Origin of the sequence: Neobacillus citreus, assembly GCF_018343545.2 — a bacterium.
In the GTDB taxonomy this organism is placed as follows: Bacteria; Bacillota; Bacilli; order Bacillales; family Cytobacillaceae; genus Neobacillus; species Neobacillus citreus.
The window spans coordinates 47,397-68,132 of sequence record NZ_JAGYPE020000028.1; the positions used below are offsets into that span (position 1 = coordinate 47,397).

Consider the following 20,736-nt stretch of genomic DNA (forward strand, 5'->3'; position numbering starts at 1 on the left):
CACCTACATTATCCAGACAATGATGTGTTGCTTATTTGATTTTGCCTTTTCTAAAAAGAAGATTATATTCTTTGTTGATTCAGTTGCCGGTAGATTCATTAAAGAGAACAGGACTTCCTCCATTTTCTCTCTCGGAATAAAATTGGACTGCAAATACCCTTTTACTTCATCGTTCTTCACTTCATGTATCTCATCCGAAAGCTGGTCTATCTTTTCTGGCGTTAAGAATCCTAGAATAGTCCCATTCTCGAGCAAACTTTCCGAGATCTTTCCTTTTAAATCCTCCTTTTTCTTTTGAATCGCTGCTTTTTCCTCGGCAGCAATCGACCTATTAAACATTTCTCTCGTAAGCAGGCTGTATTCCTTAATGTACTTTTCTAATCCAGCGAATTGTTCTTGATTGACACCAAAATAGGTTTGTCTCATCATCGATCACCTTTCCTTACAGACGCAGACTGTTGAAAAGTCCGGTACTTACTTCAGATGCCGTCACATCGGCTACATAAATGTGGCTCCCTTTTTCGGCAAGTTTCTTTTCAAAATCAGCCCGAACCTCAGGACTGAGCTCTAAATAATCCTTTGTCACAACTACTAGGGAGTTGCCCTCATGCCCCTCCACCTGTTTTAAGATATGACCCATTTCATTGCGAATGTATTCAGGTGAACCGCATTTTGCTTCAATATAAAGGTCTTCACCCTTTTTAATTTCTAAGCCGCCAATTCTTATATCCTCTTGCGCGCCACGAAGGACCACATCTGGCTTTGTTTCGCCCCATTCTGTCGAAACGATTTGCTGTTTGTCCTCGACTATTTCAAACTTGTCCTTAAGACTATCCTTTAATTCATGCTCAAAAATCGTCCCTTTATAGCGTTCAAGATTTTCAGACACCCGTTGATAATTTAGGTCAGATGAATCGTTTTGCAGAGAGGCCTCAGCCCTTGATAACACCTGATTAATTTTCTCGTTGTCATGACGGATTTCTCCAATATAATCCGGATCGCCGAACTCAGCGGTTTTTTCCTTTAAGCCGATATCATCAGACATATATTTATCGACCTCTTGAACCTCTTGCAATTCCTGTTCAGGCTTCACATCAGTTAGGCTGTGACCATCCTGCATGCCTTCATCTAAAGTTACTTCCTTAATTGGCTCAATCTTGCCAACATCCGGTATCTTTGCTGTTTCGATTGAACTTTTTAAAGCTTCAAACATCGTCCCGATATCAAACAGTGTAGTCATCCCCTAACCTTTGTTGGTTCATTGCAATCAACATGTACTCCTTTTTGTGGACCTGGTAATCCTTCGATAAAAGGTCGAGACACGCCTCGATAAATCTTTCAATAAAAATCAGTTTGTTAACTTGTTTCTTAATCTTTTCATTCGTTTTGACTAACCGCTTTAATGCTTCTTTTATAAAAGAAAATACAAAATCGTCAACATCGATATTCATATCAAATCCTGACTGAATCGATAACCCAATCAGTTTTTCCTTCGTCACTTGATATTGCTCCTGCAAACCACTTAGGTTTTCCTTCAGCAAGAAATGGTAGAAGCCTTTGACTTCTTCCTCCAAATTGGGATAGCCCGTCAAGTTCTGCATAATAATTTCAGTTAACGGATGCATTTTCTTCGGATATTCCAGCTGCAGATTGTAGGACTGGCTAAAGCTGCTTACGTCTCTATCACTATAGGAACGAATATGTTCCTTTCCGTGAAGAACCTGTAAATGTGCCGGTGCAGTCATGCCGTCCGTATAGAGAAGTGCCGCACCATTTGTTAACTTACTGATAAAATCAACCTTTTCATCATTCAAGCCCAGTGAATTCGAAACATATTGACAATCATCCCTAGAGACAATTCGGTGAATGATTTTCGTATTGGTATTTTTCAATACATCCGGGGCAAGCTTCGTCGGCACTTGATCGACAATGATCATCCCCTCGCCATAGGCACGTATTTCTGAAAGGATATGACTTAGGCTTTCTACTGCTTTCCCTTTGATGTTTACATCTTCCTGTCCGCCCTGCTGATTAACATTCGTGAAAATCCGGTGTGCCTCCTCAAAGACAAGCAAATGCTTTAATTCATCTGAAAAGTCGGTCTCCTTTACCTTCAAATACTCGTAAATGAATATCGAAATCAGCCCGATAATCAGTGACTTCTCATCATCATCTGCGATAGCTTCCAGCTCCAAAACAGTTGGATATTGAAGGAGCTCACCGATTTCAATCGTTTTTACCGTGTTCAGCATGAAGCCTTTACCGCCGGTCATTAAGCTTTTAATCCGTGTTAACAGGGCAGCACGAATGTTTTGCATCTGCTCCTGCGCATAACCCAGTTCCCTCGTATAGCTATCAATCTCATAATAAAGGTCTTCAATTGTTGGGAAGTATTTTTCAGAAGCCGGACCGTCCCCCTGGTAAATGTTCCTTGAAGATGATAGGCTCCAACCTTTTTTCATATAAACGTTAGTTAAACATTGCTCCAAAATATTCGGCATCGACGCATACATCGTAAAGGAAGCATTAAATATCACTTTCAAATTATCGATATGCTGCTGAATGTTGACATTTGGCGGAAAATAGAAGGGATTAATTCGAAATGGCGAAACCCCTTCATTGCCGAGCGTGTAGACACGCAGGTCAGGAATAAGACTTCTCAGCCCTCGGTATTCCTTCTTTGCCGGTTCAATGATCAAAAAGGGTACATCCAGATTTTTTAGCAAGTTAAAGATGGTATTGGTTTTACCACTTCCGGTAATCCCTGCAACCAGCAAATGCTTCACAAGCTGGTTTGGCTCTAAATGATAAATCGACGTCGTTTTCTTGTCGCCATCATAAACATACCCAAGCGGAATCCCTTTAGTATAAGGCAGGTTTTGACTAAAGCGCGGTGTTAATGATAACTCATAACCCTTATATTCCTCTTTTGGAACATCAAACACATAAGAGAGCTCCTCGCCTGTCAAAAAACTAAATCCACGTAAACCCTCATCAAATAGATCAAGAGAATTCCCTACTGCTTCCTTTTCGAACCATCCCGCTGGCTCATAAATGGCCCGCAATGGAAACACATGATAAGGCTCAATTGCTTCCGGACTATAGCTAGATTTATAGACATCACATACCTCAGTAAGCTTGCTGTAGTCCTTTGCAAAAATAGAAATGGATGTCTTCCAAAAACCAGAAGCCAATGCTTGGTTCAACCGTTCGGTATACGTTTCTAATAATTGGTCGAGCTCCAACGCTTGATGGTTTGCCTTTTCAATACTTTTCGTCACTGTCTCAGTGCGGCCCTTCGTATCCGTATAGGCACTAGTTGACCCTTCACTTCGAGTGCTGCCAATATTAAATAAAAGCAACCCCCCGCCATTATTGCTGCCATCCGTCATCGTCTGTCCAGCATTGGTGGACCATGTATCCGAGTCAGCAATGCTTTCTTGATGAGTATTTCTCAAGTGAATGGCATTAGCGGACCTGCGTTCCGTGATCCTATCAAGTTGCTGAACAATTGATGCTTTTTTAATTGGTTTTACAACAACCTCAAGCATGACATCCTTCCCGCGGATATAGCGGATAAATGGCTCAATATAGGTAAAGGTTTCCGTTTCGCTTTTAGCTGGGATTCCTGTAATGAGTGCTTGAGAAGAATAAATTTCCTCATACACATGGCCGTCAACCTCAACAAACTCGACTGCCTGAAAATAGGAAGCGAATCTTTCCGCAAGTGATTGGCCAAACTTTCGCTTTGTACCGATATACAAAGAAACAGTTTCCTCAGCAATGCTGCTTTTTATCCGAAATATAATCGGCGAAAGACTATTTGTTAACGAGGAAAGAAAGCGCAGGATGCTGTTATTCATAAACGTTTGGATTTCTTCTTTTTTAATCTCATCAGAAATGGAGATTTTATGAATCTGGAAAAATTGATAGTCAGCCGAGTTAACGAGATTGCTGCATAAACGGTCTTCGTTAAAGCTTGTTGGTATCCTTTTGATTTGAACAATATCTTCCATCATGATAGCTGAAATCCACTTCCTATTTTAGACTTGTTTGACAAACTGCTTCTAATTGCTTACAGTATTGGCTGAAAAGACTCTTAATTGCTGTCTTTCTCGCTTGAATTACTGCTCCAAGTTTATCAGGGCTTACTTTTCCAAACATTTGCTGTCGTTCTAGCGAATCTGGGACAGTCGGATGAATTGGTTTACGATTGGTGCCTGCCCCCTTACCAAGGAACGAACCGATCGCTGCGCCGCCAATTCCACCAATCAAAATGACAGGAATGCTTTTTTGTATGATAAAACTTATCCCCAAACCAACGACAGCACCGATTGCTGTTCCGATGTTGATTACTCCCTGTGGCTGTTTTTGTACAGTGGAGGCCTTCGATGTTTCCACTGACACGTTCACGAGTTCTAGGCAATCCTCTTTCACTATGGTAAACTCAGGGATTTTCAATTCTTGATGAACCCGTTCTAACAAAGACAAGATATGATGCTTATCGGATTCATCTAGATTCTTATACCCCTGTGAACGAACGAGTTCGCTCTCAATCTCCTCCTTAATTGTGAACTTATAGTTAGATAGTTTTGTCGTTTCAAGTTGTAATTGTTTCAATAATGTCTGATAATCCCTAACCATACTTCCATCTTTAAGGAGTTTTTCATAATATTTATCTAAATAATCATTGATAGACTGGGCTTTGTTCGTGAAGTTCACTTTCAAATGCCTCCTTCGAAAATTGTAAAACTTTTTCTTCAAAGCGTTGGCTAATGACGTTTACATTAGAAATCTTCTGCTTCTTTTGACCAATAGATGCCAGCTTTTCATCTTCATTCTTATACATTTCCTTCTTCAAATCCTTGAGGACATTTTCTTTTACCTTAATGACATTAGTCGCAATGTTTGACGATGCAGTTTTTATATCTTCGAAAATTTTTTGTGCCATATGAAAAATAGGTGTGGCGATTTGAGATTGGCTTTGGAATACCTGTTCTTGCATGGATTCAGTTAAGTCCTCAATTAATCGATCAAGCCCGCGTTTAAAGGTATAAAGATCAAATCTTTCCTCATACTCTTCCTTACCAAATAAACCTTTAAACCAGTTTATAAAACCGCCTTTTTTCACTTCATAAATAGCTGAATTATAGGCTCCTTGGACTTTATCCTGACAATCCTTTGCAATCCCAACAATAATATCGGAAAATTCCCGTTCAATTTTATTCATTGTAGAACCAACTAAGTTATCGACATTCATATTACTAATTGTATCCATTTTGATTCCGAGATTTTTTAATTCTGCTTCCTCCAATTTCTCTGTAACGATGTCTAGTTGCTCCTGAATGTCGCTAATTAGCGAGGAGATTTCCTTTTTTATAAAGATAAAGGAGGTACGGACCAATTCCTTAATTTTCAGTACAAGGATTTCTTCTGCATCAAGGATGACTGATTTCACAATGTCCTCTCCATTATCCTGGGTAACTCCCTGTTTAGCTTTTGTCCACTTTTTAAAGATTTCCCTATCGATATCCTTACCAACATCAACGAGCTGACCGCCAACTTCATCATAAATTTCATCATCTAAACCACGGCCGGAAGTACCGCCAAGGATTTTTTTATTGATAATAGACCTAACGTTATTTAATGTTTCATCTTTCAAGGATTCGATTTCTTCTTGAAGTGCCTCAATCTTCTTGATATAAGTGGTTTTATCCTCAGTGATCGTTTTCTCCACTTCTCGGATTTCAAACTTCATCTTATTGATGGTGCCAGAGAGCACATTTCGGATACTAGACATAACATCAGTGATTAGATATTGATTTTTACTTTGAAGGTATTCACCGAGTGCCTTCTCCAATTCCTTAATCTTACTGAACTTAATAATATCAACAGCATTTTCTTCCGTAATGAGGCGGCCCGCAATTGTATATTCTGGATCTAGCGGATCAGGGATTTTAATCTTTCGGTCCTTCTGAACTTCGGTAATATCAATGTCCTTTGTCAGCAATTGCTTACCCCTCATTCCGAAGTAAGCAGAAACCTCATGGATATTCGGCTTCAAAATGATGCCGGAAAGCACCTGCTCCAATTCATGTCGCGCTTTTGCAATATCCTCTGGGTCAAATACATCAATTTTATTAATAACAAAGAAAATATGGCGACCGTCTTCCTCTAAACTGGATGTTTTAGCTGAGTTCACGTAATTACGTATTTTTTCAGTAAAATGCTCCTCGCCGACACTGTCAGGATCGATCATAAAAATAACGGCATTCACCTGAGGGATAATGTTATTGGTAATCGCCTCGTGCTTCTCATGTCGTGAGAACAGCCCCGGCGTGTCGATGATTTCAACATTGTCACGACATATATCTAGTGGACAATAAACAATAACTTCCCTGATTCTCTCTTCATTCTTTTCATCACGGACTGTAGTAATCTTCTTTAGAATCTCTTTACAAGTCGTATAGGTAAGCTGATTTCCAAAATCGTCCGTATCAAACATTTCAACTTGATCATTTTCAAAGTAAGTGACTTGGATTTTGATTTGGTCTGAGTAGCTGATTTTCGTGATAACTGAAGTCTCAGCACGAATATCCATACTTAATAGGTCTTTCCCGATGATGGAATTAATAAAAGTAGATTTCCCTGCACTGAATGGGGCAACAAGAGCAATCTTAAAGTTGCCTTTTTCCAGTCGGTCAATTTCCTGATATAAGGAGGAGTTTTCTATTATACTCCGGTCGATATTCTTCGACTTTTCCAACTCACTCGTATAATTTAAAAGGAATTTTTTTGTTTCTTTAAATCTTTCTAACATTCATTTCACTCCCAATGATGTAGTAAATGGTCGAAACCAGATTGCTTCAGTAAAAGCCCCGGCAGGTTAGCCTTGTCCTTTTGTTTAGACACCGGCAAATTTAATGAATCAACCAAAACAATGGAAGGATTTTCAATAATATCTGAAATCTCTATTTCCTTCCGTTTTAGTTGAAGATATTGCTTGTAATAAAGACCGGAAACAAAAAATACTGGGTCACTTGTTAAACTTTTAATCTTCTTTTTAATATCTATTTGCAGCTCCTGCTGGCTCTTTTGGTAAAACATGAAGTCATCCATTTTATTGACTACAATGATTTTTTCAATTCCTACATAAGTGGAATAAATTTTTTCAAGAAAAGGAAGGCTGTTATGAATCTCTAAATCTACGACAACTATCATACCGTCATAGTATTGGTCCAAATCAATTACTTCGGGGGTCTTTTCGATAAAATGCAAAGATTCCCCTAAAGATTGTTGCAGCAGTTCACTGACCATACTCTTACCTGTTCTCCCTTGACCAAGAATGAGCCAATTTTCCTTGCTGACATCAATTCCTGTCACTCGAATCCCTGCGGACAAATCAGCAATCAAATGATAAAGCTTTTCCATCTGACTCAATAGCTCCAGCTGTTCAAGATTTTCCTCCGTTATTTGTCGGCCGGTCAGAAGCTCGCCATCAGCCGTTGGAATCATAATCTCTCTGTTTTGACGGAGATCCTCAAGGTTGATCTCTCCATGCTTATATTGACTGTGGAGTGCCGCATAATAAGAGGAAACCGAAAGAATCGTCGGGTTCGGTATCAGTTCTTTAATCGAATCCTTTAGTTCAAGAATCACTTTATAAGATTCTTGGTCGTCTAGACGGTAATGATCATCAATGGCTAAGAAAATCGTTTTACTATTTCTGCGGACTCTTAGGACTTCACCAATTGCTTGGATAAAGAACTTGTTGCCAATCTGCTTCGGAGTAAGCAGAAAAAATACCATGTCATAGTCTGGAAGCGATTGAATCTGGCACTCTTCTTCCAAAACCGCCTCTTTATATAAAAGCTTTGGTCTAAGGGTTTGCAAAGATTCCAACTGCCGCCGGTTTTCTACGATCCAGATTGAGTTTGTTTGGCGCATGATTTTCACCTCTTTCACGTATGAATTGTTCAAGCCTATCAATTTGACTAAATTCCACAAGAGAAGATGCATGGTGTTTTTCAATCCCGCGTCCCATAATGATTTCATCTTCCTCAATAATAAATATCCCGCGGTTCTTGCGGATTTCATGAAGATCTAGCTTATCATTCCCAAGCAGCTTTCCATAAAGAGCAAAATAGCCGGATATGAAAAATAAATCTTCCTCCGCATAAGAAGGATCCAAATCCTTTAACACTATTTTCATCTCCTGCATGATTACTTCATGGTCATCACTGTATAAATCAAGCTTCGAAAGAATAAATCCGTACTTTTTATCCGTTTCTTTTATCTGTTCAAGAAACTCTTTGATTTGACTGGAAAAATTCGCTTCGCCAATATGGGCAGGATTGATTAAGAAAAGGATGAGATCGCTCATTTGAAACGCTTCCGCGGCAATTTGGTTATGATCAGAATGCCGCGAATTCAACCCAGGCGCATCAATAATCGTAATCCCCTGAAGCTGTGGAAAGTGGTGATGGATTTGAACCTCATAAGGCTTCTCCTTACTTCTTACTCCAGTAAGATCTTGCAGCTTGCTTTTTAACTCAACCATATCCTCATACGGTTGCATAACCACTCTGTTATTATCGTACTTTACTAAAATCCGGTTAGAATCTGCACTGACAACCTTGGTGATAATCGCCGTTTCCGCTCGAATATCCATATTCAACATTTCCTCTCCAAGCAGCCCGTTAATCAGCGTCGATTTCCCAAAAGAAAATGGACTGATGAAGGTCACTTTGAAATTCCCTTCATACAGCTGATCATGCGCCTTGATAACTTGGTTAAAATTCGTATAGGACTGAAGATAAATATCGAGCAGTCGTTGTATCGACGGATAATGACTGTAGAACTCTTCCCTGACAACGAAAACATTGGAAGGATAATCAATGACCTTCAAGTCAATTACTATTTTCCCTTGCTGCATTAGCTCTTTTAAATAAAAAGGCAGCCTTAAACGAATTATTTGATTTAACTTGTGATACAGCCTCCCTGGAATATGGCAGACCTTGATAATTTCATTGGTTAATGTACTGACGAACACATTGGCAAACTGATATTCCAACTCTACCGGAAGTTTTCTGAAGAATTCCGTCTTTTGGCCCACAAGGGTGACCGAAGCTGTTGGGTAAACACGCTTTACTGTCTTTTCAAATCGTTTAAATATTGGATGCAAATGGACTGTTCTAACTTCCTCAGTCAGTAAATGTTTAAGTTCAACAAAGAAAGCCTCTACTTTTGTCTCGTTTCTTTCTGTAAAAAGGTTAAAGATATATTCTGGAAATAAATTGATTGCCTTCTCCACCTTTTCACCGATGATCGTTTTATGATTATGGTGATAAAAATAGGGAGAAATCGTATCCATAATATTCTTGCCTGTTAAATCAATCTGATGTTCCGATACAGTTATTTTCATTGTTTGTCTCCCTATAAGAAATAGCTTATTAAAATAGCAATAAACGTTGTTATGTACCATTTTTTTTGGAATTTCTTAAGGCTTTGATTCTCCTCATACGCCTTTTTTAAATGAGCTTCGTTGAGTTCTTTAAGTGTTTTCTTTAAATCGCTTATCTTCCCTGATAGTTTTTCTTGGTTAGCAAAGCTAACATCTATCTGGGCAAATAGATTTTTCTGAACTTCTAAGATAAGTTCCTTTTGTTCGAGGGCTTGCAGAGCTAAGGCTTTCTGAAAAGTTTGATATTGCTGATCCTGATGTTGCTGGAATCTTTGAATGCTTTTTTGAATTTCTTCAGATGAGGACTTCGTCGTGTCCTTCAACTCTGCGTTATCTTTAGTCATTTTCTGTAGTGATTTATTAGTTAGTACGTTCATTTCCTTGTTTAAATCATTCTCCAGATTCTGCAGTTGATCCCTAAGTTCGCTTTTTACTTTGCTGATATTTTCTTCCGTCTCCTTCTCCAATGATCCTAGACCGACAAGTACCTCCTGCGATACCGCCTTTGCTTCCTTTGCTGCGTCCTGGGCATCAAGCATATTGGAATTGAGAAGAATATGTGTTTCATGAATCCTGCTTAAGACATCCTCTGTTGCTGTTACCATTATTCAATAAACCCCTTTAATTTAATAACTCTAGCAAAAGATAGGTAAGATTACCTCTATACTCCTACTAATTTACTACAAATTTCTATTCATTTTTGTCGAAAATTGTCATATTTATTTAGGGACGCAAAAATTTTAAAATCAGGATAAATATAAAAAATATATGTCAGTGACATATACCTTTGGTTAAATAACCCCAGATTAATTGGAATAAAGGACTCATTCCAGTAGTAGCCCTATTAAGATTGGAAATCAAATCTTGTTGGTGTGAAGAAATGGCGGATGGGTGCGCGCGGGAAATTGCGGTGAACCAATGATGAATGGAACGGATGGAGCAAAATTAGAACATTAGAACCGTCCCCATGCACCAAAATCTATTGTTGCTTTTCAACATTGAATTAGTAGTGATTCCATTTTTCTCTTTCCACTTATCGCATGCTCTCATCTCCTAAATTTTCACTGTATCTTTTTACCTATTTATTTGTTATTCTATTGTGTATATGATAGAAATTTGTATTTTTTTGGAGGAAGTACCGAAAATGAGCACAAGAAATAAGAAAAAGAAAAGAACATGGCTTAAAGTCACAGGAATTATCTTATTAATTTTGTTTATTGCCGGTGGAGCTTATGCTTACACTGTCTATAAGTCTTTTAAAAGTGCAGTAGAAACGATGCACCAGCCGATTGAAAGGAAACAATCCGAAAAACGAGAGAAACCTGTTACCTTACAAGAGAAGGACCCATTTTCGGTATTATTGCTCGGTGTTGACGAGCGGGCAGGCGACAGGGGCCGTTCAGACTCATTAATTGTATTGACCGTAAATCCAACTAACAATTCAGTCAAAATGCTAAGCATTCCACGTGATACACGGACAGAGATTATCGGAAAAGGCAAAGAGGATAAAATTAATCATGCCTATGCATTTGGCGGCGTTCCAATGGCTATGGACACTGTCGAGAACTTCCTTGATATTCCGATAGATTATTATATTCAGATTAATATGGAAGGATTTAAGGATATTGTTGACGCTGTTGGCGGAGTCACAGTAAATAATGATCTTGATTTCAATTACGAGGGTGTTCATTTCACGAAAGGGGAATTAACACTTAACGGTGAAAAAGCACTGAAGTACTCCAGAATGAGATATGATGATCCACGAGGTGACTTTGGACGTCAATTAAGACAGCGCCAAATTATCCAAGCGGTCATCAATGAAGGAGCAAGTGTATCAAGCCTGACAAACTTCTCTACCATTTTCACAGCCTTAGGCAAGAACGTAAAAACAAACCTTACTTTTGACCAAATGATCGATATCCAAAAAAATTATAAAACGTCCGCAGGAAACATTCAGCAAATTGAAATAAAAGAAACAGGTACAAAGATTAATAATATTTACTATGGATTGGTTGCCGCTGAGGAAAAACAAAAAGTCCAAAACGAATTAAAAACACAACTAGAATTAAATCAATAGGTTCATCCAAGTGCCCAAATATGCTTTGGGCACTTTTTTGTACTAAATATGCTAGAAGTAAGCACTGATATAATTTTGTGGGTGTCTGATCCCCAGCTTCCACAGTTACACCGTCACCTAACAGAAAAAAACCAAATCATGACCATTTTAGTAATGTCATAATTTAGGGTTTTCCTAGTATTTAATATACTTTATTCCCTTTAAAATAGTCTTCCATTTGTTGGTCCCCTTTTTTTGCTGCAACCATTAGGCTCATGATAAAGAGCATCATAAAAGCTCCAGTTAATAGACCGGCAATGAAAATAAACATAGCGTTCCCTCCATTTTTGATCATAATTCGTAGGAAGGTGAACATATTCGGTAACTGGCTGGCGTAGTCAAATGGACCTTAGCCCCTTTAGCTTTGCGTCACCATCTTTCAATGGCTTTGCCCTTTCGTACGAACTATGTATTTAGACTCATAATATCTTAATAAACATAAATAAATTATTAATATGAAAAGTCTATAAAGCTTTTAGTAATCACCCCGCCTAAAATACAGGATTGCAATAATCAGAAACCCCTGTTTCTTCACCAGAAAACTTTCCATCCAACAAAATATTCCTTTGTATTATAATAACGGATATTCCTTTTGAAATGTTTAGTAATTCATAACCGAAACTGCAAAAAATTTTCGGACCCTATTTCATATTCCCTTGAGATACTAGGAACCCCCTCAAGTTATTCAATATTTAATTTGAGATTAGAAAAGTATCCATCGGTTGCAATCCATGTCGAAAAAATCATCTTAATTCTTCCAAGCTTCGTCTACTTCTGCAATATTATTATGCTATCTTTATTAAAAATTGAAATACACTGCTTCAGATGGCCTATGAAAGAGTTGGATAAATTCGACTATTGATTTCGGAAGCGGTTACAACCATAATTAATACTACTCACTAATTGAAAAACACAAAAGTATCTACCAATTCATATAGGAGTGGATATCAATGGACGAACAAGGAAACTTTTTAGTAGGGTTATTGTGGGGAACATCGATAAGTCTTCCGTTGTGGCTAGCGTTTTTCGGGTGGATCAAAATCATCACTCATTTTCTCATAAGATAATTCAGAAACACAGAGTTTTCGCCTTTTCTGATGTGTTTTGCTCCTTTTCCACTACCTTATGAATTACTTCCGAAGTGTTTTTCCCTGTAAAATAGGAAGCTGGGTAACCAAAAAATCGAAGCCATCCATCCTATTGCTGCAAATGCCCACCATTTCCTCTTTCAGATTACGTAACCTCTCTCTTGTTGCAAAAACATATTAAAAGGGAAGAAGGTATCATAATAAGCAAGCCCCCTTCCCATTACATATATACGAGTGATAATATAAAGAAATTATTTTATATTATACTGCTTGATAAAATAATTCTGATACTCCCCACTAATAATCTGCTCCCACCACCATTTGTTATCTAAATACCATTGAATGGTTTGAGCAATTCCGGTTTCAAAGGTGTAAGTAGGTTTCCAACCTAAATTCTCTAATTTAGTAGGGTCAATAGCGTAGCGCTTATCATGACCTAAACGATCTGTTACAAATTCAATTAAATCTTCTGGTTTGCCTAAAGTGTTAATGATGGTTTTGACAACCTCTAGATTGGTCCGCTCGTTATGGCCTCCGACATTATAGACTTCACCGTTTACACCTTCATGTAACACTAGATCTATGGCTGCGCAATGATCTAATACGTGCAGCCAATCTCGAATATTTTTCCCGTCTCCATATACTGGTACCTTTTCATCATTTAATACACGAGAAATCGTTAGTGGAATCAGTTTCTCAGGAAAATGATATGGTCCATAATTATTAGAACAACGAGTTATATTTATTGGAAGTCCATATGTTTCGTGATAAGCCCTTACCAATAAATCAGACGATGCTTTACTTGCGCTATATGGACTGTTTGGCTGCAAAGGAGTCTCTTCCGTAAAGAAAGTATTTGGGTCAAAATCTAATTCCCCATATACTTCATCAGTGGAAACATGAACAAATTTTGTGACACCGCTTTTTCTAGAAGCATCCAGCAATACCTGTGTTCCCATAACATTCGTTCGAACAAATACTTCAGGGTCTGTTATAGAACGGTCAACATGGCTTTCTGCTGCAAAGTGGACAACATAGTCAAACTTCTCTGTTTCAAAAAGCGTCATAATCGCCTCGCGGTCAGCAATATCTGCCTTTACGAAAAAGTAATTATTTTCCTCTTCAAGTTCACGGTGCTTAGTTAAATCACCAGCATAAGTTAATAAATCAAGATTATAAACAGCATAATCAGGATACTTGTTCACCATAAATTGTACAAAGTTTCCACCAATAAAACCTGCTCCACCTGTTACAAGTATTTTTTTCTGTGCCATCATTTCACCTCAAGTTGCAATGCATTTATATATGCTTTTAATGAATCTTTCCAGTCCGGTAAAGGTTCAAATCCGTTTTCAATTAATTTTTGTTTTGAAAGACGTGAGTTTTTTGGACGTACTGCTCTAGTAGGATACTCTTCAGTAGTAATGGAGTTTACTTTTGTCGTCTTCCCTGCTATTCGGAAAATTTCTCTAGCAAACTCTGCCCAACTACAAAACCCTTCATTTGTAGCATGATAAATTCCGTACTTATTTGTTTGAATCATATCTAATAATAGTCGGGATAAGTCACTTGTGTTTGTTGGCGAACCAACTTGATCACCAACAACATTTAACTCTTCACGGGTTTCTGCCAAACGCAGCATTGTTTTAACGAAGTTATGTCCATTTAAACCAAATACCCACGATATACGAACAATAAACCATTCCGATAAAAGTGATTGAACAACCTGCTCCGCTTCGTATTTCGTTAGTCCGTAATACCCGACTGGATCTGGTCTATCAGTTTCAATAAAAGGAAGTTCTCCTGTTCCCTCAAAAACATAATCAGTACTTATAAACATAAACTTGGCATTTATTTCTCTTGCAGTCTTTGCTAAGTACTTTGTTCCATTAACGTTTACGTTCCAACAATTTTCTTTATCGTCTTCTGCCTTATCAACGGCAGTATAGGCCGCACAATGAATGATGACATTAGGATTCAGATTTTTAACATAATCATTTACAACAAGCTCATCAGTAATATTAAAATCCTTTGAACCCACACCAATAATCTCAAATCCTCGACTCTGGCCTTCACGTACGACATCATAACCAAGCTGCCCTGTATAACCTGTTACTAAAATTTTCATCCTTTTTCCCCATAAACAAAATTATTATCCGCTTTATTTAGCAAAGGTGCTTTCTGATCCTTTTCAGACAAAACAGGCACAATATCCATTGGCCACTCGATACCAATAGAAGGGTCATTCCAAATAATCCCACGGTCACATTCAGGAGCATAGATTTCATCTACTTTATATTGAACTTCAACATCATCTGTTAAAGTCATAAACCCATGAGCAAATCCCTTTGGAATTAATAATTGCTTTTTATTTTCTGCATTCAACTCAATGCCAAACCACTGGCCAAATGTAGGACTTCCCTTACGTATATCTACCGCAACATCAAATATAGATCCTTTTGTACAACGAACAAGCTTTGTTTGTGCTTTGGGGTTTAACTGATAATGCAAACCTCGTAATGTTCCTTTTACTGCGGAAAATGATTGATTATCCTGAACAAACTTTACTACGATTCCTGCATCTCCAAACGATGTTTCACTGTATGTTTCCATAAACCAGCCACGATAATCCCCAAATACTTTTGCTTCAACTATTTTGACACCCGGTAGAGAGGTTTCAATTATATTCACTAGTAACACCTCGTAAATTAGTACTTTATGCTGCCGTTTGCTACTTTTAATAAGTACTGCCCATAACCTGTCTTAGAGAATTTTTCGCCTGACTCTAGTAATTGGTCAATACCAATCCATCCATTAATATAAGCAATTTCTTCAGGTGCAGCAATCTTAATACCTTGATGTTCTTCAATGGTTTTTACAAAGTTCGTTGCTTCTACTAAACTTTGGAGTGTACCTGTATCCAACCATGTATAACCACGTCCAAGAAGTTCTACCTCGAGTTCGCCCATTTGTAGATAGGCTTCATTAACAGAAGTAATTTCCAATTCACCTCGTGCTGAAGGCTTTACATTTTTTGCAATATCTACAATTCTGTTATCATAAAAATAAAGACCAGTAATGGCATAATTAGATTTTGGAAATTCTGGTTTTTCTTCTACACTTAATACTTTTCCTTCCTCATCAAATTCAACTACCCCAAAGCGCTCTGGGTCTTGAACGTGGTATCCAAATACTGTAGCTCCCGATTCCTTTTGTGCTGCTCGTTGGAGAATTTTCCTCATTCCACTGCCATAGTAAATGTTATCTCCTAAAATCATGGCAACCGAATCATTTTCAATAAACTCTTCGCCAATTAAAAAAGCCTGGGCTAACCCATCCGGGCTCGGCTGAACCTTATATTCAAGATTTATACCAAATTGAGATCCATCTCCTAGTAGTGCCTCAAACCGAGGAATATCTTCAGGAGTCGAAATTATTAGGATCTCACGAATTCCTGCAAGCATTAATGTAGATAATGGGTAAAAAATCATAGGTTTATCATAAATTGGAAGTAATTGCTTACTAGTAACCATTGTCAATGGATATAGCCTCGTACCACTACCACCTGCAAGTATTATTCCTTTCATCATAGTCCTCCTTTATAATAACCTAATAAGATTATTTAAGACTTAAACTTAAGTCATTTTTTATCTTTGTTGTTGATATCTCTGGTGTACGATCCAAATAAATTACTTTACAATAATCTTTTAAGAAATCAAACTTTCCTTCCCAATCATTCCCCATAACAAATGTATCTACCTTAAACTCTAAAATATCACTTATTTTTTGGTCCCAATTAACTTCCGGAATAACTAAATCTACATATCTTATTGCTTCTAACAATTTTTTACGTTCGTCATATGAGGAGTAGCTCTTTTTACCTTTAATAGCATTAAATTCATCTGTGGATAATGCTACTATTAAATATTCACCATATTCTTTTGCTCTTTTTAACAAATTAATATGACCATAATGTAACAAATCAAATGTTCCATACGTAATAACTTTTTTCACGTTAATCACTCCTTCTTCACTTATTTTTCCAATAATCGGCACTTTTTTTAGTATGCTAGAAAAATTAATTAATATTAGTAGTCAAAATTACATTAAACTTTTTTTTGTTTTATTAAGAGGCTAGAAAATAAGTTAATATCCAAAATCCGGAGTCCAAAAATTAATAATATATAAACAAGTGCTAATACTAATATGCTTAATATAATATGGATGTTTAGATACAACATTAAAAAGCATATAGTTGTAAATAGAACTATTAAAATTAATAACCTTTTATCAAAAAATAGACTGAAATTTTTACCCAATATATATCTTTTCACGAAATAGTACTGGAGAATAAAACTTAAAATGAAACTTAGTATCGTAGCAATACTCGACCCATATAAACTAAATTTAGGTATTAAGATTAGGTTGAGTATGATATTAAAGGCCAATGATAAGGTTCCAATTTTCATAAAGAATACCTCTTTATTGTTTGCATATATAACCCTTCCGAGTACGTTACTATAACATTGAATAAGTAATCCCCAAACAAGAATTTGCAAACATAAAACTGCTGCATCCTGTTCTGAACTAAAAAGCCAATAAATTATCTTTTCCGCAAATATGGATATACCTATACAAATAACAATAGATAGATGTACTAAATGATATATAACAGAATTTATTAATGATTTTGTCTCCTGAATATCATTCGTACTTTTAATAATTTTCGGAAAAATCACAGATGCAACAGATATTGGTATTATTAGCAAAGCTTCGTAAAGGGTATATGAAATATTATAATATCCCACTACTTTTTCATTCAGCATTATAGCAAGCATTAGTATGTCAATTCTGTTGAACAAGATTCCTATAACACTTGAAATAAAGAAAGGTAGTGATCTTTTAATTACATCTTTTAAACTACTAATAGTAATTTTTATAGAACAAACGTTCTGTTTAATGTAGAATTTCCGAACTAAATATTGATTTAGAATTAAAAAAAACACTTGTAAAACTAAATGAAAATAACCAATTAACAAAATGTCAGTTTTAGCACTAAGTTCAAGAATAATAAATGACCCGATATATAAGAAAAAATTATTTAAGAAGTTCATTAAAGAGTATAATGTAAACTTCTCAATTGCTTGGTAATAAAAGAATATCTGTTCTTGGATACTTTTAAAGAAAACGGATATAGTAAAAATTATTACCAATTTATTAGCAATATGATTGAATGGTAAATAGGAACGGAAGAAATAGATTAAGAGTATCAATAAGACATAAACAAAGAACTTAATCAAGGAAATATGTGCTAGATACCATAAGCCAGTATCTTTGTCCTTTGCAACTTCTCGATTTATTAGGAAGTTAGAACCAAAAGACATAAATATCATAACCATTATCAAGAAAGTGTTTGCGGTTGAATATTCACCAAAACTCTTTGTGCCCAACTTATTTGTTATTAACAAAGCAAGCAAAAACAGAAAAACTTTACTAAGGACTGATAATACATTTACTATTACAATGTTGTTTAAAGTTTTATTCATATGTTACCCTATTATATTAAGACTTGTTCACAAATTTTTTTACAACTTTCTCCAAGTTCATCAGCCATCATAAAGTTCTTTAATTTTTGTCTTACATTTTTGTTTATATCAGTGTTATTCAACTCTTGATTAAGATGGCTAATCAAACTATCAAAGTCTTCTACAATTACCCCTCCACATACTTCTTGAATGTCATAATAGAATCCCCTGTCCATATCTTTATAATATTTATAATCATATACATAATGTATAATTGGTCTATCAAGTAATACAAAATCAAAATAACAACTTGAATAATCTGTTATTAATATATCTGTTATTAATAATAGTTCTTGAGTATCAATATCATCATATTTACCGATATTAAAAATCGTTTTTGTATCAACATTATTATTAATCTTGCGTATTGACTGATCAACAAAATGCGACTTTTCTAATAACACCGTATTGTTTTGTAATAGTACTTCATTTAACTTTTCTACTTTAACATTTTGTTCTAATAAAAATGAAAATACTTCAGTTTGGTTATCTCTAAAAGTGGGCATATATACAATTAGTTTTTTATTTAAAGGAATACCGTACTTCTCATTATATTTTTCTCTAATTCGATTCTTTAGATCGATATTATTTTTATTAGTTACTATAAAATCGTTTCTAGGTTGACCATGTTGAATTATTTTAATTGTTTTGGAATTATTATCTCTAAACGCAGACATAACTTTTTCCGTATTTTCTGAAGATGAGGAAATGAAATAAGTGTAGTTTTCATAAGTTTTTTTACTTAAATTATTTTTAAATTTTGTAATTTTACTTCTTTTCTCTTCAGGCCGCATATCAGAACAAATTTTCTTTAGCGGTACTCCGTGCCACAATTGCACTAACTTTGCACCTTTGAACAAATTGTGTTGAACAATATCCTTATAATTTTGAGTAACAAACGCATATTTAGATGTCAATGAGTAATAGATTGATAATAATGTTCCATATTCAACAAACTTAATATTAAATTTAACATTAATATATTCTTTTAACTTTATATCACCACACCAAACAAGTTCGTATTCAGGATATTTATCCATAATGTATTCGAAAAGATACTTAGAATTATCGCTGTATTTCTTTCCAAACCAAGAACCAAAGATAATCCTATTTTTTTTTCTAGGTACTAATCCACTTAGAAAAAAAAGTATATTATCTAAAATAAAATTAAAAGTCTTTACTATCAATTACTTTTTTCTCCTTTCATTTCGTTGATTCTAAGGCCTTCTTTACCGCTTCAAGATATTTATACCCATCTTTTTTATCTGGCTCTAGATATGTTCCCTCAGCCCATTCATTCCAAGCATTGATAAAAATAAATTCAACATTATTTTCTTTTGCGGTTTTTATTTGTTCCGTAAGATAGGTTTTAAATTTTTCCGGGCTAGAACCTTTCATAATTAATCCTTCTCTACCTTTTCTCGGGGAATTATCCCAATCAACAAACGCTCCATAAAAAGTTTGAGAAGCACCATCACTTACCGTCCTTGTTCTTTTAAGAATTTTATCCCATACCCTATCATAATCAACTACATTTAGTAATCTCTCATGTTCAAAATTAAATAAATAACTTGTTTTTCTAACTAAATTCCTAAATTTTTTAAACAAGTTAAAATACCTATCCATATGATGACCAAGTGTATACATAGGTTCAAATTCGACTTTGGCTTTAAAATGTTGAGATACAGGTGTATTATCGAAGGCAGTTAACATTTCTATAAAGTATATCCCCTCTAACCCATTATCTCTTGCTAGCATATTCCAAAATTCTAACATTTCATTACAGTCTTTAATACTTGATGGTCTGTAAATTAAAAATACTGGCTTATTATCGATTTTAATATACCTTTGGTCCAAAAAAGCTTGGATTAAATAATTGAAATGCTCTTCCCAGTCTTTTCTACCACCATAATTTTGAGGCATGAGCACTTCCTTATTTTTCCCATCCCAGCTTCTTGTCCAAGGTTCGTTTGCCCAAGCTAAACAGAAAGGGAAATCCGGTTCTTTCGATTTAAGTACTTCATCAAAAGGCTTTTCCAAAAGTCTTTTCCCACGGAACCAGTAATGATAGTAACAAAAACCAAATATATTGTATTTTTTTGCAATTTCTGCTTGCCATTTTCTAGTTTCTGGGTTTGTTAAGTCATAATAATTATCATTAAGAGGAACTTTAGGCTGATTATGCACTTCAAAAAGAGGTTTTGAATTTCTCATATTAGTCCACTCAGTAAATCCCTCACCCCACCATTCATCATTTTCTGGAATTTGATGGAATTGGGGTAAATAAAAGGAGATTATTTTCATATTACGATCTTCCTGTCTTTTCGTTATTTAATATTTTTTTGAATTCATTATATTCCTTACTATCAACTGACCAAGGATAAGTAATAATACTATCTGTGTATTTATAATAATGGGTCTTTACTGTATCGGTACTCATTGAAAATACATTTATAGCAGCTACTCTAATTTCTACGTTGTCGT

The 20,736-nt window shown here is 35.8% G+C and carries 18 protein-coding genes and 1 riboswitch; of the genes, 1 reads left to right on the forward strand and 17 read right to left on the reverse strand.

What is annotated here, in order from left to right; genetic code table 11:
* Window positions 1-3 precede the first annotated feature (3 nt).
* The 8 genes from KHB02_RS15855 to KHB02_RS15890 are packed head-to-tail and all read right to left on the reverse strand — an operon-like array spanning window position 4 to window position 10,068.
* Window positions 4-429 carry a hypothetical protein gene (locus KHB02_RS15855; RefSeq protein ID WP_213148061.1) on the reverse strand — a complete coding sequence of 142 codons (426 nt, stop codon included), beginning with the start codon at window positions 427-429 and terminating at the stop codon, window positions 4-6.
* A 13-nt stretch (window positions 430-442) separates the two neighbouring features.
* Entirely contained in the window at window positions 443-1,240 is a 798-nt protein-coding gene (locus KHB02_RS15860; protein ID WP_241113896.1) for a hypothetical protein, read from the reverse strand.
* Window positions 1,224-4,019 carry an ATP-binding protein gene (locus KHB02_RS15865; protein WP_213148059.1) on the reverse strand — a complete coding sequence of 932 codons (2,796 nt, stop codon included), beginning with the start codon at window positions 4,017-4,019 and terminating at the stop codon, window positions 1,224-1,226. The genes KHB02_RS15860 and KHB02_RS15865 overlap by 17 nt, the downstream gene beginning before the upstream one ends.
* Before the next feature lie 19 nt (window positions 4,020-4,038).
* Complete coding sequence (locus tag KHB02_RS15870) at window positions 4,039-4,722, reverse strand: hypothetical protein (RefSeq protein WP_213148058.1); 684 nt, start codon at window positions 4,720-4,722, stop codon at window positions 4,039-4,041.
* Window positions 4,688-6,820 (reverse strand): dynamin family protein, encoded by a 2,133-nt coding sequence (locus tag KHB02_RS15875; RefSeq protein WP_213148057.1) that lies wholly within the window; start codon window positions 6,818-6,820, stop codon window positions 4,688-4,690. Before KHB02_RS15875 ends, KHB02_RS15870 begins: the two co-directional genes overlap by 35 nt.
* Before the next feature lie 5 nt (window positions 6,821-6,825).
* Window positions 6,826-7,947 (reverse strand): hypothetical protein, encoded by a 1,122-nt coding sequence (locus KHB02_RS15880; protein ID WP_213148056.1) that lies wholly within the window; start codon window positions 7,945-7,947, stop codon window positions 6,826-6,828.
* On the reverse strand, window positions 7,880-9,424 hold the full coding sequence (locus tag KHB02_RS15885) for a dynamin family protein (protein ID WP_213148055.1): 1,545 nt from the start codon (window positions 9,422-9,424) through the stop codon (window positions 7,880-7,882). Before KHB02_RS15885 ends, KHB02_RS15880 begins: the two co-directional genes overlap by 68 nt.
* Window positions 9,425-9,435: 11 nt before the next feature.
* On the reverse strand, window positions 9,436-10,068 hold the full coding sequence (locus KHB02_RS15890) for a hypothetical protein (RefSeq protein ID WP_213148054.1): 633 nt from the start codon (window positions 10,066-10,068) through the stop codon (window positions 9,436-9,438).
* A 539-nt stretch (window positions 10,069-10,607) separates the two neighbouring features.
* Here KHB02_RS15890 and tagU point away from each other — a divergent pair.
* Window positions 10,608-11,540 carry a polyisoprenyl-teichoic acid--peptidoglycan teichoic acid transferase TagU gene (gene tagU, locus KHB02_RS15895; protein WP_213148053.1) on the forward strand — a complete coding sequence of 311 codons (933 nt, stop codon included), beginning with the start codon at window positions 10,608-10,610 and terminating at the stop codon, window positions 11,538-11,540.
* A gap of 181 nt (window positions 11,541-11,721) precedes the next feature.
* Here the strand turns inward: tagU and KHB02_RS29800 are convergent, their stop codons facing one another.
* The 9 genes from KHB02_RS29800 to KHB02_RS15930 form a co-directional block, all read right to left on the reverse strand.
* On the reverse strand, window positions 11,722-11,850 hold the full coding sequence (locus KHB02_RS29800; protein WP_277398269.1) for a hypothetical protein: 129 nt from the start codon (window positions 11,848-11,850) through the stop codon (window positions 11,722-11,724).
* Window positions 11,851-11,896: 46 nt separating this feature from the next.
* Window positions 11,897-11,982, reverse strand: a riboswitch (cyclic di-GMP riboswitch).
* A gap of 936 nt (window positions 11,983-12,918) precedes the next feature.
* Window positions 12,919-13,941, reverse strand: coding sequence for a dTDP-glucose 4,6-dehydratase (rfbB, locus tag KHB02_RS15900; RefSeq protein WP_213148124.1), 1,023 nt, complete (start codon window positions 13,939-13,941; stop codon window positions 12,919-12,921).
* A complete protein-coding gene (gene rfbD, locus KHB02_RS15905; protein ID WP_213148052.1) occupies window positions 13,941-14,795 on the reverse strand; it encodes a dTDP-4-dehydrorhamnose reductase in 855 nt (284 codons plus the stop codon). Before rfbD ends, rfbB begins: the two co-directional genes overlap by 1 nt.
* Window positions 14,792-15,358: a dTDP-4-dehydrorhamnose 3,5-epimerase gene (rfbC, locus tag KHB02_RS15910; protein WP_213148051.1), complete on the reverse strand. Its 567-nt coding sequence runs from the start codon at window positions 15,356-15,358 to the stop codon at window positions 14,792-14,794. Before rfbC ends, rfbD begins: the two co-directional genes overlap by 4 nt.
* 17 nt (window positions 15,359-15,375) lie before the next feature.
* Window positions 15,376-16,254 carry a glucose-1-phosphate thymidylyltransferase RfbA gene (gene rfbA, locus KHB02_RS15915; protein ID WP_213148123.1) on the reverse strand — a complete coding sequence of 293 codons (879 nt, stop codon included), beginning with the start codon at window positions 16,252-16,254 and terminating at the stop codon, window positions 15,376-15,378.
* A 31-nt stretch (window positions 16,255-16,285) separates the two neighbouring features.
* A complete protein-coding gene (gene tagD, locus KHB02_RS15920) occupies window positions 16,286-16,681 on the reverse strand; it encodes a glycerol-3-phosphate cytidylyltransferase (RefSeq protein WP_213148050.1) in 396 nt (131 codons plus the stop codon).
* Between the two features lie 92 nt (window positions 16,682-16,773).
* Window positions 16,774-18,213: an oligosaccharide flippase family protein gene (locus tag KHB02_RS30060; protein ID WP_213148049.1), complete on the reverse strand. Its 1,440-nt coding sequence runs from the start codon at window positions 18,211-18,213 to the stop codon at window positions 16,774-16,776.
* An 11-nt stretch (window positions 18,214-18,224) separates the two neighbouring features.
* Window positions 18,225-19,439 carry a CDP-glycerol glycerophosphotransferase family protein gene (locus tag KHB02_RS15925; protein ID WP_213148048.1) on the reverse strand — a complete coding sequence of 405 codons (1,215 nt, stop codon included), beginning with the start codon at window positions 19,437-19,439 and terminating at the stop codon, window positions 18,225-18,227.
* A gap of 16 nt (window positions 19,440-19,455) precedes the next feature.
* Window positions 19,456-20,556, reverse strand: coding sequence for a glycosyltransferase WbsX family protein (locus tag KHB02_RS15930; RefSeq protein WP_213148047.1), 1,101 nt, complete (start codon window positions 20,554-20,556; stop codon window positions 19,456-19,458).
* Between the last annotated feature and the right edge of the window lie 180 nt (window positions 20,557-20,736).